The sequence below is a fragment of the Variovorax sp. FW301-JW7 genome (assembly GCF_058788795.1).
In genome coordinates, this window is record NZ_JBYTBC010000004.1 from 631,364 (window position 1) to 651,502 (window position 20,139).

The following is a 20,139-nucleotide window of genomic DNA, read 5'->3' on the forward strand; positions in this document are numbered from 1 at the left end:
GATGGGCAGCATCGTCTACCGGGCCACCAAGGACCAAGCCGTCCATGACGAACTGCACAGCGTCGCAGCCTTTGCTGCAGTGCTGGCACATCGCGCGATCGGCAACCGCCTGTGGTTCCTGGCGCAGAACCGCTCGGGCGAACACGCCGGACGCATCTGGATCGGCCTGACCCTCATCGATTGCAGGAACGGCCAGGCAGCCGTCAAGAGCATGGACGAGAGCTGCGGGCCGTACTACTTCGACTGTCCGCTGGTCTTCCTGGATCGGGCCAGTCCTCCGACTGGGCCCTACGCAGGCCCATGGCGCGAGAAGGTGCGTGAGTTCCATGCAAACCGGGCCGCCAAACGAGCAGCCATCCGCCCGGGCCTGCGCATCTCCTACGGCGAATCGACCTACGTGCTGCGCCGAAGTCTGGGCCGTCGTGGCTGGGACGTCGCGCGAGAGAGCGACGGCCTGATCTGCCGCCTGAAATCCCGACAACTCGGCAAGGCGACGGTGTTGCCGTCCCAAGAAAAACATCCCCAAGAGAAACATTCATGAAAACCAGATTCCGGCGGCACGCCAAAGTGCCGCCCCAGACCCGCGACCCCTTCGCCCAAGACGTATTCAAGTGGTCTGCTGACTTCGAGGTTCCCGCGATCGGCGAAGACGTGATCATCCGCATCAACGGCATCGGCCGCGCCAAGGTGGTGGGCTACGCCTCGCAAGGCGGCTACCTGGGGGTGATGACCGTGCCGTACAGCCCGCCCGATTGGTGGATTCGCCAGAACGGACCGCCCAGCCCCGACAACGCGGCGCTGGCGTTCGGTGCGGAGATCGCGCCCATCGACACCGGGGAGGGTGCATGAGCGGCACTGCGTTCACCCCGGCCATGCCCCGCACGGTGGTGGTCTTCAGCATCGAGTTGGCCGTCTTCGACGAGGAGGCGCTCGCTGGTGCTGCCAGGGTGCGTGCACGCGAGGATGGCCTGGACGATGAAGCGTGGGCGTCGATGCGCTCGGGCATCTCGGATGACCTGGTCATGCTGCTGGATCCGGGCCTCATAGCCGATGCTGGCTTCGAGATCCTTCAGTCGACATGTGAGGTGTGCGAAGTGAGTGAGGTGAACGAGGGGAGCCAGCATGCCGTCGACCAACGTTGAATTCGTCACCGAGCTGATGGAGTTCAGCGCTCACGGTGCGCTCATCCAGGCGTTCGTGATGCAAGCGCTGGAGCAGTACGCCAGGCGCGTCGCTGAAACGAATCCTGAGGCGCTGGATACGCCCATGGTCAGAGGCCGTGCCTGGCACGGCTGCGCCCTCGAGGTGCTGCAAAAGCTCGAGCAGCGCTTCGAGACCTAAGCCCCAGAGGGCTACCCCCACGGGCTCTCGAAGCCCATTCATTCCCACGCCTTCGTCTCCTTCGCCTCCATGGCCATGGGGGCAGGGGAGCGCTGCGCGCCTCGTGCTTGCGATTGCAGCACGCATCCCTGAAGGAAAACATCTTGCTCACTACGATCCCGCGCGGTGGACCGGCGCTGCGCGCCGCATCAACTGCTCGCGCCGAACCATTCACTTATCACTTCACCCGCATCAGCCGCAACGTCAAGACCGGGCCCATGGCAGTCACGACGACGAGCGCAAATTCCTGCCCGCCTAACTGTGGGTTCAAGCGCAACGGCTGCTATGCCGAGAGCGGTCCCCTGGCTTTGCATTGGCGAGCCGTCTCGGCGGGTGCACGAGGCAATACCTTCGACGAACTGCTGCTGGAGATCCGCACGCTGCGTCGCCATGCGCTGTGGCGGCACAACCAGGCTGGAGACCTGACGCCGTCCTCACCGGGCGTGATCGACGCTGGGTTGCTCACCAGGCTCGCGATGGCGAACAGGGGACGGCGCGGGTTCACCTACACCCACTATCCCCCGACACCCAAAAACCAGGCGGTGATCTTCAATGCGAACCGGCTGGGCTTCACGGTCAACCTCAGTGCCGAAACGTTGGGCCAGGCCGACACGCATGCGGACCTCGGCATCGCGCCCGTGGTGGTCGTCCTGCCCCAGGGCGCCACCAAGCCATTGCGTACGCCCGCAGGTCGGCAGGTCGTCGTCTGTCCTGCCAGCCTGGGCAACTCCGATTGCCTGAACTGCGGCATCTGTCAGCAGCGTGATCGCGCCACCATCGTGGGCTTCTCGGCCCACGGCGCGGGTGCGAAGCGGGTGCAGGCAATCTTCTTCAAGGGAAGGCTCTCATGAGAAACACACCTGCCGCGATCCCCCCACCGGGCGTGGCCAGTCAGAAGGAGGTGTTCCCGCTCGACGAGGAGTTTTTTCAGCGGGTGGATCGCGTGATGCTGCAGCGTAAGCAAACCGATCCGTTCCAGCAGGAAGCGGCTTGGCGCGCCATCGAAGAGGAGGCGCGGTTGCGACAACTTCAGTTGCCGGATGAGGCACCTGTCCGTACCACTCCCCGCTGAGTGTGGCGTTCTACTGGGATTGGAGCGTCGCCGATCTCTCTGTCATTGGTGCCGTGCCCCGAAGCCCTGCATGTGCGAAACACTGCCTAGCAACTCGGCGGGTGCAACGCCGAGCGCGTGGGCGAGGCGATGAATGTTGAACAGCGAGACGTTCTTCAGTCCACGTTCAATCTGGCTGATGTACGTCACGTGCATATCGCTGAACTCTGCGAGTTGCTCCTGGGTCAGCTTGCGCGCATCCCGAAATGCACGAACAGCAACCCCAAATCGCAACTGAACATCCTCCTTGCTGGCTAGTTTGGAGGTCGACTTCGGCATTGCTCCGAGTCTGAAAAAACTAGATCTAGAAATCCATAGACGATGAATCTATATCTGGCAAACTACGCAAGGAGTAGATTTAAAAATCTATAAGAACTTCACCCAAAAAAAGCTTCGGATGGTGATTCCAGAAGTCTTCAAACAGGGCATGACTTGCTTGGGCTTTTTGAGGGGCGGTGTCTGCTTCGTGTAGCGGTGCGGATCGCTCGAGAGCAAGTCTGCGTAGACGTCTCCATCAACACTAACCAGAGGAAAACAATGATCGACACACACATTCGAAAAAACCGCCTCGCGCTGAGCGCGCTGCTGGCGACGCTGGTTCTGGCCGCACCGGCCGCACCGGCCGCACAAGCTGCGCAGGGGCAATGGGCTCAAGGCTATGGCCAGGGCAACCTCGAGTACTTCATCGACGCCCAGGGCATGCGGCTGCTCATCGGCTGTCCAACGCAGGAGGGCAGCGCCGACGCCGCCTCCAGCGTCACCCTGATGACGGTGGCTTCGTCCCAAGAGGTAAAGAAGTTCACCGTCAAAGTCGGCGGGCATACCTTCGAAGGCCCCTTCGAGGCCGATAGCCGCGTGGGCGAGAACAACTTCGTCACCTTGCTGAACGACCTTCGCAAGGGCGATGCCTTGGTCAGCTACGGCGGCAAGACGATCACCTTCGCCAAGAGCAATGCCGCTCAGGTCCTGCCGGCCTACGGCAAGAAGGGCTTCCAGTGCAACCTGGGATGAGGGGCCTCGGCTCTTCTCACTCCCCATCTCCATCAATCTAGACACTGCCCTGGCCGGGCCGCCTCAAGCGGTCTGGACCAGGGCGACCCATACATCGAATCACATGTCCAAGAAAGCCAAGATCATCAGCATTTACGTTGCCATCGGGGTGTTGTTCGCCCTTTACGGATGGCTGTTCGGAGACAACTCGTACAAGAGCTTTGCCTACAACCTGGGCACCGGAATCGTTTGGCCCATCATGCTGTTCCCAGGGCTGGGCAAGATCCTCGGCGCGGGCATCCTGGCGCTGTTCGTTGGCCTGGTGCTGATGTCATGAACATCAAGCTCCTGCGTCGACTTGTCGCCATCGGCCTGCTGATTGCGTTGGCAGGCTGTGGCCGCGACGAAGTGAAGGTCGACTTCATGGAGGGATGCGTCCAGGGCGGCATCTCGAAGTCGATCTGCAAATGCATCTTCGGCAAGATCGAGCCGGATCTGCGGCAGATGCATGCTGGCGAGAAGGTGGAGGGGCTGGGTCAGCGCATGACCCAAGCCACGGCGATTTGCCTGCGTGATTGACGTGATGAACCATGAAAGACTACTACGAGGTCCTCGGAGTTCGCCGCAGCGCCCGTGAAGCTGAGATCGCGCTGGCCTACAAGGGGCGGCGGACGCAGTACCACCCTGACAAGTATCAAGGCAGCGATGCGCAAACGCTGCACTGGGCAACGGCCAGGATGCAAGAGGTCAATGAGGCCTACACGGTGCTCTCGGATGCGCAGCGGCGGGCGCAGTTCGATGTGCTCTGCGCCGACAGTATCGACAACGTCGCTGCCGACGAACCAGCGGCGAATCGGGGAGATGCGCCAGCGCCAGCGTCGCTGCAGAACTTCTTGCATCAACGCTTCGCATCGCACGGCCGCTTCTCGCGCACCTACTTCGTACCCGAAATTCCGCTGAAGAAACTCAGCAATGCCCTGCAAAGCTATGGCCGCGGCATCCAGGTCGAGGAGGTAGTGGCGCTCATGGACACCACCGTATTCGGCGGCGCGAAGGACGGGGTCATGCTCACTGAAAAGCAGGTCCGCCTGAAGGATCTCGGCTCAGGCCTGGCGATCTGGCGGTGGCCTGACATTCGGTCTATCGATGTGGAAAAGACCGGGATCTACGTCAACGGCCACAAGCTCATCGACTGCCTGGGCGTCAACGAAGGCGAGGTGGCGCACCTGGTCAGCGGATTGCAGGCGTTCCTGCAATTGCGCAGCAAGGAGCGGCAAGAGCCTCAGTCAGGACAGCATCGCGGCACGCCACAGGACGGCGCCGATCCTTTGCCGCAGAAGTACCGCAGCACGTACGACATGGCCAAGCGCGAGTTCATGGACCTGTGCGAGAAGATCCAGAAGTTCGAGTTTCAGCTGGGGGAGAGCTTCATCGACCGTGAGAACGCAGCGGCGTACTTCGGTTATCTGGCGCAGTGCCTTCAAGAAGCCGCAAGAGCTGAGCGGGCCTGGTCGATCCTGGGCGAGATCGCGATCCTGAGCAGGGCGACCATCGACTTCAGCGATACGGGCAAGGCGGTCCCACCTGCCATTGCGCGGCAGCGCGGCGACGATTCGCAGCTGGTGATGGAATTGCGCGCGTTGCTGCACTTCTTGCAAGAGGCTGTTCAGGAGGCAGGGCGGCAGGTCAATGCGCACCAGTTCTTCAGGCGCTGAGGGCGGACATCCAAGAGGTGGCGCAGACCATGCGGGCGATCGAAAGATCGCTCTCAGGTCTGCGCTTCTCTTTTTTTGTCTGGCGTCTCTTGGCAACTTGAGCGGAAAGGAACATCACTGCCAAGTTGGACACAACAGGAACCGAGGAATCGACGTACATGCGGTGAACCTGCGTCAAAGGCACTTCAGTTCAACCACCCATGCGCCACTTCGCATTCCTCACACGCAATCACAACGACCGTTTCCTCTAACGTGTCGAGAAATTTCCCATCGAATTGATTGACGGCAATCAAGTATGTGGGATGCCACTCGTACATGTTCACATGAGAGTACCCGCAACTCGTGCAGACGCGGACGTTCTCGTAGTCCTGCACATTCTGAAGGAAGAAGCCTGCCTCTTGTAGATCATCGCAGGCTGCCTTTACACCGCACGTCATGCAGTACGACTTCAGCACTCGGGCATTTGCAACTTCCAAGTGCTTTCCGGTGGTGTATGGCCTCGCGAGGCATTCGGCGTTGCGATGCAGGTTCGCGTGAATAGGGCCGATGGGGGCGCTGCAGCTTGAGCAGTGAGAGGCAGGGAATTTTTTCATATGGATGACCATTTCATTAAGCTGAAATTTGGGTCTATTGGAGTCCTCGATGCCTGGCTGTGACGCATTCGGAGGTGTGCAGTGGATCGAAGGTGAGGACAACGCAGTTCGCTGTCATGTCATTGCCCGCCGCGATAGAAATCGCCCGATCCTGTGAGGGGAGAAGCCGCAAAGCGGTTTGACAACTGGGTGATGCCTCGAGCCTCAGATCAGGCGCTGTTGCATAACCCGCGCTCAGGGCGAGCCTCCCCTTACCCCAGACGCAGCTATGCCACGCGCACAGTCTCAGGCGTTCCCAGACGGGTGAACCTGTTGAGGATCGATGCCCGTACCTGTAGCTCGGTCACCTGCCTCTGGAAGTCCCGTGCCATCACGCGCTCGCCCAGTCTCTTGAAGCATCCCATCTTGGTCTCCACCAGGCTGCGGCGGTGATAACCGCTCCACTTCTTCCAGATTGAACGGCCCAGCTTGCGCGTCGCCCTCAAGATTTCGTTCCTTGCCTGCGCCCCAGCTTTGCCATCCGCCCAAGGCTTGGCGTTCTTGCGTGTGGGGATGATCGCCGCGGCCTGCCGACTGGCGATAGCCTCGTGGCACGCTTTGGTGTCATAGGCACCGTCGGCGCTCACCGAATGCAGTTGTTCGTCCGCAGGAATCTGCGCCAGCAACTCCGGCAGCATCGGCGCATCGCCAACGGCGTTGTCCGTGATCTCGATGGCGCGGATCTCCAGCGTCTGTGCATCGATGCCCAGGTGCACCTTGCGCTACTGCCGGCAGTAGTCGGCACCGTGCTAGTGAACCGCATCGCGCCCGAGCTGCTTGCGCCCTTCGGCGGTGTGAAGCAATCGGGCGTCGGCAGGGAGTTCGGCCTGTTCGGCATGGAGGCGTTCATGGAGCCGAAGACGATCGTCGAGGCGCACTGAGGTTTGGAACTGCCGGCGAACTTGGAGGCGATTCATTTTCGATTCCCGTTGCGGATCGCAGTCCATGAACACCGTGGCGGGGCAGGGGCCTCTGCGTTCTGCAGTTTCCAGGCAGTCGAAAGAGCATCCAGGAAGGTGGCCCCGAACTCGGTTGCAGCATTTGGCGAGCGCCTTTCGGAGAAACACCTGCAACTTTTCTACTGGTGAAAACTTCGAAATTTCCGATTGCAGCGGCCGGGGGCCAATGAAAAGATGACTGCTCTTGTGGAAGTTGTCTCGGGCCCCGTGTCATGCGAAGGATCGAACGCTTCTTCTCTTCGCGTACCTGATCTGACACCGCATGAGTTCTTCATTCCCGTTCCAACTGGCCCGACGCGCGCAGCGCATCCAGCCTTCGATCATTCGCGAGATCCTCAATCTCGCGGCCCGGCCCGGGGTGATCTCGCTGGCGGGCGGCCTGCCATCGCCCGATGCGTTTCCGTTGTCCACGGTGCGCGAGGCGACGCAGCATGTGCTGCAGCAATCGCCACGCGAAGCGCTGCAGTACGCCTCGACGGAAGGCTTCGCGCCCTTGCGCGAATGGGTGGCGCAAGACCTGGCGTCGCAAGGCCTGCGCGTGAGTGCGCAGGATGTGCTGATCACCAACGGCTCGCAGCAGGGCCTGGACCTGGTCGGCAAGGTGCTGCTCGACCCCGACAGCGTGGTGGCCGTCGAGTCGCCGACCTATGTCGGCGCGCTCCAGGCCTTCAACCCCTACGAGGCCCGCTACCTCGGCATTGCGAACGACGACGAAGGCCCGCTGCCCGAGGCGCTGGCCGAGGCCGATGGCGCGCGCTTCCTGTACGTCGTGCCGAATTTCCAGAACCCGACAGGGCGGTCCATCAGCGCGCCGCGGCGCGCCCAACTGGCCGCACAGGCACGGCGCATGGGCCTGCCGCTGGTCGAAGACAACCCCTACGGCGACCTGTGGTTCGACGCGCCCGCGCCGGCATCGCTGGCTTCGCACTGGCCCGAAGGCAGCGTGTACCTGGGCTCCTTTTCGAAGGTGCTGGCGCCAGGCCTTCGCCTGGGCTATGTGGTGGCACCGCCCTCGCTGATGCCCAAGCTGGTCCAGGCCAAGCAGGCGGCCGACCTGCACACGCCGATCTTCAACCAGCAGGTGGTCTACCAGATCGTGCGCGATGGCTTCCTGGCCGAGCACGTTCCGCTGGTCCGCGCGCGCTACCGCGAGCACTGCGATGCGATGCAGGCCGCGTTGCTGCGCCACCTGCCGCAGGGCTGCCGCTGGACTGTGCCGGTCGGCGGCATGTTTTTCTGGGTCGAGCTGCCCGAAGGCATCGATGCCATGGCCCTGCTGTCGCGTGCGGTCGAGCTGGGCGTGGCGTACGTGCCCGGCTTCGCGTTCTTCGCGGACCACTCGCGCCACAACCTGCTGCGCCTGTCCTTCGTGACCGCGCCGCCCGCCCAGATCGACCGGGGCGTCGCGCTGCTGGCGCAGGCGCTGAACGCGGCACCGAGCCAGCCGACCCCCAAACAAGGAGTTCTCCAATGATGAAACGTCGCCACTTCTCGATGTCGCTCGCACTCGCAGCGGCCGCCGCGCCCATGCCCTCTGTGTGGGCGCAGGACACCGCACCGCTGCGCATCCTGGTGGGCTTTCCGCCCGGGGGCGCGGTGGATGCGGTCGCGCGTCTGCTCGCCGACAAGCTGCGGGTGTCGCTGAACACCAACGTGCTGGTGGAGAACCGGCCCGGTGCGGCCGGACGCATCGCGCTGAGCGAGTTGCGGCGCTCGCGGCCCGACGGACGCACGCTGGCGATCGCGCCGGGCGGGGCACTGACCATCCTGCCCTGGCTCTATCCGACCAACCTGGGCTACGACCCGGTCAAGGACTTCACGCCGGTATCGCGCCTGACCACGCTCGACCTGGCCGTGTCCGTCGGGCCGGCCGTGCCGCCGAGCGATGTGAAGGCCATGTTCGCGTGGATGAAGGCCCACCCCGCGCAAGCCACGTATGCGACGTCCGGCGCGGGTTCGGTGCCGCATTTCGCGGGCGTGGTGATTGCGCAGGCAACCGGCGTGCCGCTGGTCCATGTGCCTTACCGCGGCGGTGCGCCCGCCATCCAGGACCTGATCGGCGGCCAGGTGCCGTTAATGATCGACAGCCCGGCCGAAGTGGTGGAGATGCACCGCAACGGCAAGCTGCGCGTGCTGGCCGTGACCGGTGCGCAGCGCACGCCCGCGTTGCCCGAGGTGCCGACGCTGCGCGAGGCGGGCATCGACGTGGTGATCGACAACTTCTTCGGTCTCTACGGGCCGGCCCAGATGCCGGCCGCCGTCACGGACCGCATCGACAAGGCCGTGGCGCAGGCACTCGCGTCGAAGGACGTGCGCGACAAGATCTTCAACCTCGCAATGGTGGCCGAGCACGGCAGCGCGCAAGTCCTCGCGAGCACGCAGGCCACCCAGTACAAGCGTTGGGAAGAGCCCATCAAGCGTTCCGGCTTCAAGGCCGAGTGAACCCACAACGCACAACGCCATGACAGACCCCACCCCCGGCACGCCCGTCCCCCTCAAAACCAACCCGCCGCCGCACCCGAACCCCAGCCGGCCCACCTACCGGCTGCCGCCCGGCGCCTGCGATGCGCACTGCCACGTGTTCGGGCCGGGCGCGCGCTTTCCGTACTCGCCCAAGCGCACCTACGAACCGACGGACGCACCGGCAGCACAGCTGCGCGCGCTGCATGCGCTGCTCGGCATCGAGCGCGTGGTGCTGGTGCAGGCCAGCATCCACGGCCACGACAACAGCGCGATGCTCGATGCCATCGCGCAGTCGCCCGACACCTACCGCGGCGTCGCGATGGTTCCCGCGTCGATCGACGACGCGGGGCTGCGGGCCCTGCACGAAGGCGGCGTGCGCTCGCTGCGCTTCAACTTCGTCCGGCGCCTGGGCGGCGCGCCCGACCTCGACGCCATCCGCAGCCTGGCATATCGCGTGAAGGCGCTGGGCTGGCACCTGGTGCTGCACTTCGATCCGCAGGACCTGCCGGTGTACCGCCGGTTTCTCGACGAGCTGCCGCTGCCCTACGTGATCGACCACATGGGCCGCGTGCTCGCCGAAAGCGGCCCGCAACAGGAGCCCTTCGACGCGTTGCTCGACCTCATGAAGGACGAGCGCTGCTGGGTCAAGGTGAGCGGCGCGGAGCGCACCTCGCACCTGCTGTCCTCCGGACCCGGACTGCCTTTCGAGGATGCCGTGCCCTTTGCGCGCCGGCTGGTCGAGGCCGCGCCCGACCGCGTGCTGTGGGGCACCGACTGGCCCCACCCCAGCGTGCGCGAAATGCCCGACGACGGCAAGCTGGTCGACCTGCTGCCGCTTTTTTCCGACGACCCCGCCGTGCTGCACAAGCTGCTGGTGGACAACCCCACGCGCCTCTACTGGCAGGACTGAACCGGCACCGGAGCCACTCGCATGAACCACATCGAAAAACTCGCGCTTCGCCAGGCGCTCGAGGCGCTGGCCGTCGACTACTGGTACGAGGTCGACTTCAACTGGGGGCAGGACGCCCACGCCTACTACACCGAGGACGCGGTGTTCACCACCAGCCAGAAGTCGCGCACCGGTCGTGCTGCCATTGCCGACTTCTACAACGCGCGGCAGGCGCGGGGCGCGCGCACCTCGCTGCACGTGATGCAGAACTTTCGCGCAGTGCCGGTGTCGCCCGAGCGCGCGGACTGCAACTACGTGATGAGCCTCTACGCCGCCGACGGCGAAGGCGTGCTGCCGTCCCGGCCCGCAATCATGATCGCCGACGTGCGCGAGACGCTCGTGCGTCAGCCCGATGGCGGCTGGCTCTGCGCGCTGCGCACGCTGCGCCCGCTGTTCCGGGACGACACGCCCACCACGGGCTGAAGCGCTCGAACGAAAGAAGAAGCCCCCATGCTGTTCATCGACCCCGAAAACACACCCGATTTCAAGCGCACGCTTTTCAATGCCATCGTGGCGCCACGGCCCATCGGATGGATCAGCACGATGAGCCCCGAAGGCCGGGTCAACCTTGCGCCTTTCTCGCACTTCAACCTGGTTTCTACCGCACCGCCGGTGGTGATCTTCTCCTGCAACGCCCCGGCCGACCGGCACGAGAAGGACACCATTACCAACGTGCGCGCGACCGGCGAGTTCGTCACCAACCTCGTGACCTGGGACCTGCGCGATTCCATGAACATCAGCTCGCTCGACGCGCCCTACGGCACCGACGAATTCGAGCTTGCCGGACTGGAGAAGGCGCCGAGCCAGAAAGTGCGGCCGCCGCGCGTGGCGCGTTCGCCGGCGAGCATGGAATGCAAGCTGCTGCGCATCGTCGAGATCGAGCCGCAGGGGCCGGGCGACACGGTCAGCAACGTGGTGTTCGGCCGCGTGGTCGGCATTCACCTCGACCCGGAATTCGTCGAGCCGAACGGCCGCTTCGACGTGGCGCGCACGCTGCCGCTCACACGGCTGGGCGGCAACCAGTACGCATCGGTAGGCCCTCTGGTGGAGCTCTCGCGGCCAAGCCCGCGGCGCGACTGACGACAAGCACGCTGAACAGGACAACGAAAGGAACACGATGACGAACACCACATCCGCAACCGAGGTGCGTCGCGCCTCGGTCCACGAACTTCCACCGGGTTCGGTGGCGCGTGGACAGAACTTCTGGGTCCAATGGATCGAGGGCGCGGCCCCGGTCGAAGCCACCAGCCCGCACGAGATGCTGCTGCTGTTGCTCGACGGCGGCGCCACCGTGCACGCCGGCGCCGAGGTGCGCGAGGTGCCGGGCCGCAGCGTCTGCGTGCTGCCGGCCGGCAATATCGTGGTGCGCCTTGCAGGCGAGGGCCGTGCCGCATTGGTCGCATCTTTCCGCCCCGACCTCGCGCCCGGCGTGGCGCGCAACGAAGCCGACTACACCGTGCCCGACGCGCGCGTGCGCCCGGTGGGCAACGACTACCAACGCCGCACCGCGTCGGCGCCGGCCGCCATCAAGGTCATGGAGGTCGACGCGATCCAGCCTCCGACCGACAAGCCACGCCTCAAGATGTTCCAGACCGACACACTGAGCATCAACTGGGTCGAGTACCAGGGCCCGCGCGACCGCACGCAGTTGAGCCCGCACAACCACACCGACTTCGAGCAGGGCTCGCTGGCCATGGCGGGCGACTTCGTGCACCACCTGCGCGTGAACTGGGGCGGCAACGCCGACCAGTGGCGCGACGATGAGCACCTGCACGCGCCATCACCTTCGATGATCACGGTGCCGGTGCTGCTGGTGCACACCACCGAAGGCGTCGGCCCGGGCCGCCATCTGCTGATCGACGTGTTCTCGCCGCCGCGTCACGACTTTATCGAAAAGGGCTGGGTCGCCAACGCCGGCGACTACGAACGCCGCAAGGCCGGCTGAGGGGCAGACGACAGGCGCGGCCTACACTGCGCCCTCCATGGCATCCTTCACTCCCATCCGCGCCGTCGAGCGCGCCATCGACGTACTGGCCGCGCTCAACCGTTCTCCCATCTGCACGCTCGACACGCTGCACCGCCAGACGGGCATTCCCAAGCCCACGCTGATTCGCCTGCTCGAAACGCTGGAGGGCAAGGGGCTGGTGACGCGCGCGCCGCAGTACGGCGCCTACAGCCTGACCTCGGGCGTGCGGCAACTGTCGTCGGGCTACCACGGCGAGCCGCGCCTGGTCGAGGCCTCGATGCGGCCGATGGACGAGCTGACGCGCAAGCTCAAGTGGCCGATCGCGCTGGCGGTGCCCGACTACGATGCGGTCGTGATCCGCTACAGCACGATTCCCAGTTCGCCGCTGTCGCTGCTGCACTCCAGCATCAACATGCGTCTGAGCCTCATGACGCGCGCACTCGGGCGTGTCTACCTCGCGGCCTGCACGGCGCAGGAGTGCCGCGCGCTGCTCGACATCCTCAAGGTCTCCGGCGATCCGGAAGATGCGATGGCGGGGCATCCGCGCACCGTGCAGGCGATGCTGCGGCAGATCCGCCAGCAGGGCTATGCCTTGCGCGTGCCCGGCGTCAAGCCGGTCTCGAACACGTTGGCCGTGCCCATCTTGGAAGGGCGCAGGGTGGTGGCGAGCGCCGGGCTCACGTGGATTGCCTCCGCCATCAGCGACGAGCAGGCGGTGAAGAAATTCCTGCCGCCGATGCAAGAGATGGCCCAGCACATCAGGGAGCGGCTCAGCGCGCTTTAGGCGCCCCGGCAAAGGCTTGCACGGCCTGCCGCAGCAGGGTCTGGTCGGACGACACCACGAACCAGTTGGCGCCCTCGGCCGCGAACTGCTCGCGCTCGGGCGTGCCGCCCACGTGCATGCCCGCAAGCTTGCCGGCCCGCGTGGCCGCCTGCAGTGCCACGCGCGTGGCCTGCAACACCTCGGGTGCGCGCGGATCGTCCAGCCCCATCGATAGCGTCAGGTCGGCGCGGCCCACGAACAGACCGGCCACGCCTGGCACGTCGGCAATCGCCTGCGCCTCCTCGACGGCCTGTGCGCTCTCGATTTGACAAACGATCTGCGCCTGGTCACCGAGGCGCAGCGCCTCGGCCATGCCCAGGCTCGCGTAGCCCGCGAAGCGCGGCCCGCCAGAGTAGCCGCGCCGCCCGCCTCGGTAGCGCGCCATAGCCACCACCTCGCGCGCCTGCTCTGCGGTGTCGACGTGCGGCACCAGCAGGCCCGCGGCGCCGATGTCGAGGCAGGAAAGGATCACCGCCGTATTGATCTCGGGGATGCGGATGAACACCGGAATCCGCGCGGCACGCCCGCCCATCACCATCAGGTCGAGCAGGGCGCGGTCGAAGGGCGCGTGCTCGGCGTCGACCACCACGAAGTCGAGCCCGGTCGTGCCGAGCACCTCCACCGTCTGCGGTGAGCTGGTCTTCACGAAGGTGCCGAGCTGCGCGGCGGTTGTGTTGCTGTTGTCGTTGCTCATGGGCGTGCGCCTGCCTTTCTTCAGTCGAGCTTGATCTGCGCGGTCTTGATCACGCGCTGCCACTTCTGGCCGTCGGCCTCGATGCGCTTGCGCAGCAGCTCGGGCGCGCCGCTCGCGACCACGCCGCCGTACTGCTGCAGCTTGCTTTTTCCCTGCGGCGAGTCGAGCAGCCGGTTGATCTCGGCGTTGAGCCGCTGCACCATGGGCGCCGGCATGCCGGCCGGCCCGACCACCGCGAACCACACGGTGGCCGTCTGGTCGATGCCCTGTTCCTTGGCGGTCGGCACGTCGGGCAGACCCGGGAAGCGCGCGCTCGAGGTCACGGCCAGCCCGCGCAGCTTGCCCGCCTGGATGTTGGGAATGAAGGTGGACACCGGCGCGGAGATTGCCTGCACCACGCCACCCAGCAGGTCCGTGAGCGCGGGCGTGTCGCCACGGTACGGCACGTCCTGCAGGCGCACGCCGGACGTCTGCGACAGGTCGGCCAGGGTCAGGTGGCCGATGGTGCCGTTGCCGGGCGTGGCGACCGCGAACGCGGAGGGCTTGGCCCGCGCCGCCTCGATGAACTCTTTGAGGTTGCGCACCTTCAAGTGCTCGGGGTTGCTGACGAAGACCATCGGGATCTCGCAGACCAGCGCGATCGGTGTCAGGTCCTTGTCGCCGTCGAAGGGCATCGACTTGTAGAGGAACTTGTTGTTCACCAGCGGGCCCGAGGTGACGAGGCCGATGGTGTAGCCGTCGGGCGCGGCCTTGGCCACGGCGTCGGTGCCGATGTTGCCGGCCGCGCCGGCGCGGTTGTCGACGATGACGGGTGCGCCCAGGCGTTCGCCGAGGCCCTGCGCCAGATAGCGCGCCACCATGTCGGTGCTGCCGCCCGCCGGGAAGGGCACGACCATGCGGATGGGGCGGTTGGGCCATGCGCCGTTTGCGGCCCATGCAGCCACCGGCGCCAGGCTCGCGGCCACGCCGGCGGCGCATAGGCTCGCGCGGAGCCAATGTCTCCTGTTCATTCTTGAAGTCTCCTGAGGTTTTTTAAAGGGATGCCTTGCGCGCGGTTTCCAGGCGCTGCAGCAACCGCGGCATGCGCGCTTGCGCCTGGTCGCGCAGCTGGTCGTAGAGGCTGTTGCCGTGCGCATCGATCGCCACCGTGGCGGGCCCGAGCGAGGCCACGTTCAAGGTCAGCAACCGGAATTGGGAGATGTATTCGTTCCAGTGGGACGACACCACGTGACGCAGTCCGCGCGAGAGCAGGGGCGCGCCGCCGCCGAGGAAGGACAGGTAGACGCAGCCGGTGTCGCGCATCGCCTGCACGCAGGCGGCGTCGAGCCCGCCCTTGCCGCCTGTCAGCCGCAGGTCGAGCCCGCGCACCAGCGACGGCATCCAGGTGTTGTAGCGCGTGCTCGTGCTCGGGTTCATGTAGAGCGGCACCGGCCCGTCGGCGGTCTCGCGCACGCAGGTGCTCAGGTGGAAGAACGCGCCGCCGTGCAGGTCGACCGGCAGCGCCTGGCCATCGGCCAAAGCCTGCACCATGCGCTGGTGTGTCGGCAGGCCGATGCTGACGGTGATGTCGCCGTTCAGCGTCACCATGTCGCCGACCGCGAGTTCGCGCACCTTCTCGCGCGAGAGGGGGAGTTCGAGCGTGTGGAACATCGCGGCCTACCAGTTCAGGTCCTCGACGCGGCCGTCGTTGTAGATGCGTGCGGCGGTGCGGCGGTTGATCCAGCAGTTGAAGCACACGGCGACCGGCACGAAGCCATGGCTCGCGGCGTAGTCGATGTGCACGGCCATGGCGCTGGCATCGCCGCCGGTGCCCATGGGGCCGAAGCCCATGGCGTTGATGGCGTCCAGCAGGCGCTGCTCCATGGCCGCAAGAATGGGCTCGGGGTTGGTGCGGCCGAAGGGGCGCAGCACCGACTCCTTGGCCAGCCGCGCCGCGTAGTCGAAGGTGCCACCGATGCCCACGCCGACCACGATGGGCAGGCAGGGTTGCGAGCCCGCGCGCAGCACGGTGTCGAGCACGAACTTCTCGATCTGCTCCAGCGTCGGGTACACGAAGGCGTCGATGGCTTCCCAGCGGCCGGTTCCCATGGCCTTGGGGGCGCAGACGATCTCCACGTAGTCCGCGTCGTCGATCACATCGAAGCTCAGCAGCGGCATGTCCTTGCCCGCGTAGCTGCGCGCATGGGTCAACGGATTCGTCACCATCTTGAGGATCGGCGGATCGATGTGCTGCACCAGGTCCGCGAAGCCGCGCGTGATGGCTTCGCGCACCGGGCCGTCGAACTGCACTCGCGTGCCGATCTTGATGCTGTAGGTGGGAATGCCGACGTCGGTGCATACAAGCTCGTTGCCCTGCTGTGCGGCGTCGGCGCTCTGCAGCATGATCTTCAGCGTGTGCTTGCCGGTGATGCCGGTCTCGGTGGTTTCCGCGCGTTGCAGCGTGGCACGCGTGTCGTCGGGAATTTTCTTCAGGGAGCGCTCGTAGAGCTGCGCTGTCACACGTTGAATCGTTGCACCGTCGATGGTCATGTGGGGGTCGCTTCGCTTGTCTCGATGGCCCGTACGATGCGCTGTCGCAGGCAAGTGTTCAAGCGCATTCTTCGAAGTTTTCACCAGTAGAAAAGTCTGAACGTTTCGTTTGCGGTGATGCCATCACTCCTCCAACAATGCGCTCCCCAACTTTCATGGAGGAGACAAGTGATGAGGATTTTTGCGATAGGTCTTGCAGCCACCGGTCTTGCCGGTGCGGCGTGCGCCCAGTCGTCGATCACGCTGTTCGGCGTGGTCGATGCCGGCATCAGCGGTTATTCGAACAAGTCGACAGACACCCGGTCGGCCACGCTGGCCAATCCGTTCTACCTGAACCAGGGCAGCCGCACCGTCAGCCAGCGCGTGCTGTCGAACTCGGGCCTCGCGTCCAGCCGCGTGGGCTTTCGCGGGACCGAGGACCTGGGCGGCGGATTGGCCGCCAGCTTCTGGCTCGAGTCATCGATCACGAACGACTCGGGGCAGGAAGGCATCCAGAGTTTCGCGCGCCGCTCGACGGTCAGCCTTTCCGGCAGCTTCGGCGAGATCCGGCTGGGCCGGGACGTCAACGCGACCTTCACGAACGACTTCGTGTTCGACCCGATTGGCGTCAATGGCGTGGGCCTGAGCCTGATCTACCGCGCCGGCACGGCCATGAGCAAGATGGGCGTGCCGCAACCGTCACAAGTGCCGCCCGTGTCTCCCATATTGACCAATGCCTATGCGCGCAGCGGCAACATGGTGTCCTACTTTCTGCCCCCAGACCTGGGCGGCTTTTACGGACAGGTGCAGTACGCCTTCAATGAAAAGAACCAGACCTCGCCCGGCGCCCTGACGCCCGCCGCGACCGACACGCGCGCGGGCCACTTCATCGGCGGTCGCTTCGGCTACGGCCAGGGGCCGCTGAACGTGGCGCTGGCCGCCAGCCGCAACACGCTGCTGAGCGACTACCTCGCGGGCACCACGCTGCGCCAGGACACGGTCAACCTCGGCGCTTCGTACGATCTGGGCGCAGCGAAGCTCTTCGGCGAGGTGTCGCGCATCAAGAACCGGGCGATCGTCAGCGGCCTGGCTGCCAGCACGTCGTCCGACGTCGACCTCACGGGCGTGCTGTTCGGCGTCAACGTGCCGGTGGGGCCGGGCCTGATCCGGGCGTCGTATTCCAAGGTGAAGTACGACTTCAACCGTCCGTTCAGCACCACGCCGGACCCGAAGGCGAGCCAGGTGGCGTTGAGCTACGTGCACAACCTGTCGAAGCGCACCGCGCTGTATGCGAGCGTGGCGCGCATCGACAACAAGAACGGCGCCGCGCTGTCCGTGGGCGGCCCGAGCTTTGTGACGGGCGCTTTCTCGCCCAAGCGCTCGACCGGCTATGACCTGGGACTGCGTCATGCCTTCTGAGTCGACGCGTTCCCCCTCCAGCGCGCAATCCCGGCGTATCGCGGTCATCGGTGCGGGGGCCATCGGCGGCCACTTCGCGGCGCGGCTCGCACAGGCCGGGCACTCGGTCACCGTGCTCGACCGCGGTGCCACGCTGGACGCGATTCAAGAACACGGCCTGCGTTACACGAGTGGCCAGGAGCCGCAGCGACGCATTGCCGTTCGCGCTGTCGGTTCGCCGCTCGAGATGGAGCCGCCTGAACTCGTGGTGCTGGCACTCAAGTCGCAGGTGCTGCCGGCCGTGGTGCCCACGCTGTCGTCCCTTTTCGAAGGAGGCGCCGCGGTGCTTCCCATCGGCAATGGCCTGCCGTGGTGGTACTTCCTGGTGCCCGGCCAACCGCTGTCCGGGCTGCGGTTGCGCAGCGTCGATCCCGAAGGCGCCATCGAAAAAATCATCGACGTGCAGCAGGTGCTCGGTGGCAGCGTGATGGCCTCTTGCCATTGCCTGGAGCCGGGCTCGGTGGTGCACAGCGCCGGCGGGCGCGTGGTCGTCGGGGAGCCGTTCGGAGGGCCCAGCGCACGCGCACAGCACTGGGCCGGCGTGCTGGCCGACGCCGGACTGGGTGCGGTCGCGAGTGACGACATCCGCAGCGAACTCTGGCTGAAACTGCTGGGCAACGCTTGCGCCAACCCGCTGAGCCTGTTGACCGGCGTGACCACCGACCGGATGCTGGACGACGGTCCCATGTGTCAGCTGTTCGAACGCACGATGGGCGAGTGCATCGCGCTCGGGCGGGGCCTGGGCCTGACGATCCAGACCGATACGGCGCAGCGCATGGCACAGACGCGCAAGCTCGGCGCGATCAAGACCTCGATGCTGCAGGATATGGAGGCCGGGCGCAGTGTGGAGCTCGACGCGATCGTCGGTGCCGCGCTCGAATGCGCGCGGGCCTTGCAGCTGCCCGTGCCGCAGCTGGAGAGTGTCTTTGCCCTGGCTGCCATGCGAGCGCAGCAGGCCGGCCTGTACGTCTCGCGAAACAAGGCGGCCTGATCGGGCGATCCCTTGCCTGAGCGACGACTTCATCCCTCTGCTTCGATCTCGGTCCGTGCTGCACCGCCGCCGAGATCCGAAGCGGTCCTCTCACTTTTCTTACATCGGTCCGCCATGAACCACCGCTTCCGTTTCGTCCTGTTGATGCTGTTCGGCAGCTTCATGAGCATCACGGCCTTCGCCCAGGCGGCGCGGAGCGGTGACGCGCTCGACGCGCGCGCGCTTGCCCTGGCCGACGCCTCCGAGGCGCAGGTGATCGAATGGCGCCGCCACATCCATCAGCACCCCGAGCTCTCCTACCAGGAAGTGCAGACCGCCGCCTACATCGTGGCGACGCTCGCGAAGATGCCTGGCATCGAGGTGCAGTCGGGCATTGCACAGACCGGCATCAAGGCCGTGCTGCGCGGTGGCAAGCCGGGGCCGGTGGTGGCCCTGCGCGCCGACATGGACGCGCTGCCCGTGCTGGAGCGCAACGAGCTGCCCTTCAGGTCGGTTGCCCGGGCGCCCTGGTTGAACGCAGAGGTGCCCGTGTCGCACGTCTGCGGCCACGATACGCACGTTGCGATGCTGCTGGGCGCGGCACAGGTCTTCTCGGCAATGCGCGCGGAACTGCCCGGTACGGTCGTCTTCCTGTTCCAGCCCGCCGAAGAGCAGGGCGCGGGCCCTATGCTCAGCGGCGCGCCTGCCATGGTCAACGCCGGCGTGCTCGACAACCCGAAGGTCGATGTCGTGATGGGGCAGCACATCATGGCGACCGGGCCATCGGGCACCATCGGCTACCGCCCGGGCGCGCTTTTCGCCAGCGGCGACGCCTTCAAGATCACGCTCAAGGGAGAGGGCGGGCACGGCTCTTCACCTTGGACGGCCCATGAGCCCATCACCGCGGCCGCGGAGAGCGTGCTGGCGCTGCAGAACATCGTGAGCCACCGGGTCGATCCGCTCGACGGTCCCACCGTGGTGACCGTGGGCATGCTGCGCAGCGGCGTGCGTCGCAACATCTTGCCCGACACGGCGGAAATCGCAGGGACCGTGCGCTCCCTGTCGAAGAAGAACAGGCAGGTCGCACACGACAGCATCCGCCTGAGGGCGCAGAAGATCGCCGAGAGCCACGGCCTGACTGCGGAGGTAAGCGTTGAAACAGGCTACGAAGTGCTGGTAAGTGACCCCGTCGCGACGCGGACGGTGGCTCAGGCACTGGAGGCCGCGGCGGGGCCCGGCAAGGCGCGGGAGTCGCGCCCTTTCATGGCCTCTGAAGACTTCGGCGATTTTGGCAAGAACATCCCGGTGGTGTACTGGCTGCTCAATGCCTCGCCATTCGGCGACAAGAACGGCGCGCCCAACCATTCGCCGGATTTCGTGATCGACGAGTCCGCGCTGCGTGTGGGTGTGCGTGCGCTGGTGGGTAGCACACTCGCCTACATGGCTCGGCCTGCTGCCAGCACCAATAGGAGCAACTGAGTTGCTCCGGATGCAAATTGTTAGCGCCGAACCCGAGCTTGG

General features: G+C 65.5%; 26 protein-coding genes and 2 pseudogenes. 21 read left to right on the top strand and 7 right to left on the bottom strand.

What is annotated here, in order from left to right; genetic code table 11:
* Window position 1: 1 nt before the first annotated feature.
* From AC3WQM_RS14765 to AC3WQM_RS14790, 6 genes are all read left to right on the top strand, one after another.
* Window positions 2-541, top strand: a complete 540-nt coding sequence (locus AC3WQM_RS14765) for a hypothetical protein (protein WP_492679661.1) — start codon at window positions 2-4, stop codon at window positions 539-541.
* The gene (locus AC3WQM_RS14770; RefSeq protein ID WP_492679663.1) at window positions 538-849 is read left to right on the top strand and encodes a hypothetical protein; all 312 of its coding nucleotides are present in this window, start codon (window positions 538-540) and stop codon (window positions 847-849) included. Before AC3WQM_RS14765 ends, AC3WQM_RS14770 begins: the two co-directional genes overlap by 4 nt.
* Window positions 846-1,142, top strand: coding sequence for a hypothetical protein (locus AC3WQM_RS14775; RefSeq protein ID WP_492679665.1), 297 nt, complete (start codon window positions 846-848; stop codon window positions 1,140-1,142). The genes AC3WQM_RS14770 and AC3WQM_RS14775 overlap by 4 nt, the downstream gene beginning before the upstream one ends.
* Entirely contained in the window at window positions 1,123-1,341 is a 219-nt protein-coding gene (locus AC3WQM_RS14780) for a hypothetical protein (protein ID WP_492679667.1), read from the top strand. The genes AC3WQM_RS14775 and AC3WQM_RS14780 overlap by 20 nt, the downstream gene beginning before the upstream one ends.
* Window positions 1,342-1,484: 143 nt before the next feature.
* Window positions 1,485-2,231, top strand: a complete 747-nt coding sequence (locus tag AC3WQM_RS14785) for a DUF7227 family protein (RefSeq protein WP_492679669.1) — start codon at window positions 1,485-1,487, stop codon at window positions 2,229-2,231.
* Window positions 2,228-2,452, top strand: a complete 225-nt coding sequence (locus tag AC3WQM_RS14790; RefSeq protein WP_492679671.1) for a hypothetical protein — start codon at window positions 2,228-2,230, stop codon at window positions 2,450-2,452. Before AC3WQM_RS14785 ends, AC3WQM_RS14790 begins: the two co-directional genes overlap by 4 nt.
* A 42-nt stretch (window positions 2,453-2,494) precedes the next feature.
* Here AC3WQM_RS14790 and AC3WQM_RS14795 read toward each other — a convergent pair whose 3' ends face one another.
* Window positions 2,495-2,770, bottom strand: coding sequence for a helix-turn-helix domain-containing protein (locus tag AC3WQM_RS14795; protein WP_492679673.1), 276 nt, complete (start codon window positions 2,768-2,770; stop codon window positions 2,495-2,497).
* Between the two features lie 258 nt (window positions 2,771-3,028).
* Here AC3WQM_RS14795 and AC3WQM_RS14800 point away from each other — a divergent pair, with 258 nt between their 5' ends.
* From AC3WQM_RS14800 to AC3WQM_RS14815, 4 genes are all read left to right on the top strand, one after another.
* On the top strand, window positions 3,029-3,502 hold the full coding sequence (locus AC3WQM_RS14800; protein WP_492679675.1) for a YfjT/YkfB family phage-associated protein: 474 nt from the start codon (window positions 3,029-3,031) through the stop codon (window positions 3,500-3,502).
* A 103-nt stretch (window positions 3,503-3,605) separates the two neighbouring features.
* Complete coding sequence (locus tag AC3WQM_RS14805) at window positions 3,606-3,818, top strand: hypothetical protein (protein WP_492679677.1); 213 nt, start codon at window positions 3,606-3,608, stop codon at window positions 3,816-3,818.
* On the top strand, window positions 3,815-4,060 hold the full coding sequence (locus AC3WQM_RS14810) for a hypothetical protein (protein WP_492679679.1): 246 nt from the start codon (window positions 3,815-3,817) through the stop codon (window positions 4,058-4,060). Before AC3WQM_RS14805 ends, AC3WQM_RS14810 begins: the two co-directional genes overlap by 4 nt.
* An 11-nt stretch (window positions 4,061-4,071) precedes the next feature.
* Window positions 4,072-5,196: a J domain-containing protein gene (locus tag AC3WQM_RS14815; RefSeq protein WP_492679681.1), complete on the top strand. Its 1,125-nt coding sequence runs from the start codon at window positions 4,072-4,074 to the stop codon at window positions 5,194-5,196.
* Here the strand turns inward: AC3WQM_RS14815 and AC3WQM_RS14820 are convergent.
* Window positions 5,186-5,356 carry a hypothetical protein gene (locus tag AC3WQM_RS14820; RefSeq protein ID WP_492679683.1) on the bottom strand — a complete coding sequence of 57 codons (171 nt, stop codon included), beginning with the start codon at window positions 5,354-5,356 and terminating at the stop codon, window positions 5,186-5,188. The two genes, AC3WQM_RS14815 and AC3WQM_RS14820, sit on opposite strands and share 11 nt — an antisense overlap.
* A gap of 699 nt (window positions 5,357-6,055) precedes the next feature.
* Window positions 6,056-6,577 (bottom strand): annotated as a pseudogene (locus tag AC3WQM_RS14825) (IS5 family transposase); the annotation flags it as partial.
* On the opposite strand from AC3WQM_RS14825, the pseudogene AC3WQM_RS14830 reads away from it, so the two are divergent.
* The 8 genes and pseudogenes from AC3WQM_RS14830 to AC3WQM_RS14865 all read left to right on the top strand — a co-directional run.
* Window positions 6,566-6,709 (top strand): annotated as a pseudogene (locus AC3WQM_RS14830) (aldehyde dehydrogenase family protein); the annotation flags it as partial. The pseudogenes AC3WQM_RS14825 and AC3WQM_RS14830 overlap by 12 nt on opposite strands.
* A 340-nt stretch (window positions 6,710-7,049) precedes the next feature.
* Window positions 7,050-8,261, top strand: coding sequence for an aminotransferase-like domain-containing protein (locus tag AC3WQM_RS14835; protein WP_492679685.1), 1,212 nt, complete (start codon window positions 7,050-7,052; stop codon window positions 8,259-8,261).
* Window positions 8,258-9,229 carry a Bug family tripartite tricarboxylate transporter substrate binding protein gene (locus AC3WQM_RS14840; protein ID WP_492679687.1) on the top strand — a complete coding sequence of 324 codons (972 nt, stop codon included), beginning with the start codon at window positions 8,258-8,260 and terminating at the stop codon, window positions 9,227-9,229. Before AC3WQM_RS14835 ends, AC3WQM_RS14840 begins: the two co-directional genes overlap by 4 nt.
* Window positions 9,230-9,248: 19 nt before the next feature.
* Window positions 9,249-10,160, top strand: a complete 912-nt coding sequence (locus AC3WQM_RS14845; protein WP_492679689.1) for an amidohydrolase family protein — start codon at window positions 9,249-9,251, stop codon at window positions 10,158-10,160.
* A 21-nt stretch (window positions 10,161-10,181) separates the two neighbouring features.
* A complete protein-coding gene (locus tag AC3WQM_RS14850; RefSeq protein ID WP_492679691.1) occupies window positions 10,182-10,622 on the top strand; it encodes a nuclear transport factor 2 family protein in 441 nt (146 codons plus the stop codon).
* 27 nt (window positions 10,623-10,649) lie between these two features.
* Complete coding sequence (locus AC3WQM_RS14855; RefSeq protein ID WP_492679693.1) at window positions 10,650-11,279, top strand: flavin reductase family protein; 630 nt, start codon at window positions 10,650-10,652, stop codon at window positions 11,277-11,279.
* 37 nt (window positions 11,280-11,316) lie between these two features.
* Window positions 11,317-12,144, top strand: coding sequence for a hypothetical protein (locus AC3WQM_RS14860; protein WP_492679695.1), 828 nt, complete (start codon window positions 11,317-11,319; stop codon window positions 12,142-12,144).
* 37 nt (window positions 12,145-12,181) lie between these two features.
* Window positions 12,182-12,949 (top strand): DNA-binding transcriptional regulator, encoded by a 768-nt coding sequence (locus AC3WQM_RS14865; protein ID WP_492679698.1) that lies wholly within the window; start codon window positions 12,182-12,184, stop codon window positions 12,947-12,949.
* Here the strand turns inward: AC3WQM_RS14865 and AC3WQM_RS14870 are convergent.
* Genes AC3WQM_RS14870 through AC3WQM_RS14885 form a run of 4 tightly spaced genes read right to left on the bottom strand, consistent with a single transcriptional unit; the run spans window position 12,936 to window position 16,181 of the window.
* Window positions 12,936-13,682, bottom strand: a complete 747-nt coding sequence (locus AC3WQM_RS14870) for an HpcH/HpaI aldolase family protein (protein ID WP_492679700.1) — start codon at window positions 13,680-13,682, stop codon at window positions 12,936-12,938. The genes AC3WQM_RS14865 and AC3WQM_RS14870 overlap by 14 nt on opposite strands.
* Window positions 13,683-13,702: 20 nt before the next feature.
* Window positions 13,703-14,692 carry a Bug family tripartite tricarboxylate transporter substrate binding protein gene (locus AC3WQM_RS14875; protein ID WP_492679702.1) on the bottom strand — a complete coding sequence of 330 codons (990 nt, stop codon included), beginning with the start codon at window positions 14,690-14,692 and terminating at the stop codon, window positions 13,703-13,705.
* Window positions 14,693-14,714: 22 nt separating this feature from the next.
* A complete protein-coding gene (locus tag AC3WQM_RS14880; RefSeq protein WP_492679704.1) occupies window positions 14,715-15,332 on the bottom strand; it encodes a fumarate hydratase C-terminal domain-containing protein in 618 nt (205 codons plus the stop codon).
* Window positions 15,333-15,338: 6 nt separating this feature from the next.
* Window positions 15,339-16,181: a fumarate hydratase gene (locus AC3WQM_RS14885; RefSeq protein WP_492679706.1), complete on the bottom strand. Its 843-nt coding sequence runs from the start codon at window positions 16,179-16,181 to the stop codon at window positions 15,339-15,341.
* A gap of 201 nt (window positions 16,182-16,382) precedes the next feature.
* Here AC3WQM_RS14885 and AC3WQM_RS14890 point away from each other — a divergent pair, with 201 nt between their 5' ends.
* The 3 genes from AC3WQM_RS14890 (at window position 16,383) to AC3WQM_RS14900 (ending at window position 20,097) form a co-directional block, all read left to right on the top strand.
* Window positions 16,383-17,609, top strand: coding sequence for a porin (locus AC3WQM_RS14890; protein WP_492679708.1), 1,227 nt, complete (start codon window positions 16,383-16,385; stop codon window positions 17,607-17,609).
* Window positions 17,599-18,639, top strand: coding sequence for a ketopantoate reductase family protein (locus tag AC3WQM_RS14895; protein WP_492679710.1), 1,041 nt, complete (start codon window positions 17,599-17,601; stop codon window positions 18,637-18,639). Before AC3WQM_RS14890 ends, AC3WQM_RS14895 begins: the two co-directional genes overlap by 11 nt.
* Before the next feature lie 114 nt (window positions 18,640-18,753).
* Window positions 18,754-20,097 (top strand): M20 metallopeptidase family protein, encoded by a 1,344-nt coding sequence (locus tag AC3WQM_RS14900; protein ID WP_492679712.1) that lies wholly within the window; start codon window positions 18,754-18,756, stop codon window positions 20,095-20,097.
* The last annotated feature ends 42 nt before the right edge of the window (window positions 20,098-20,139 follow it).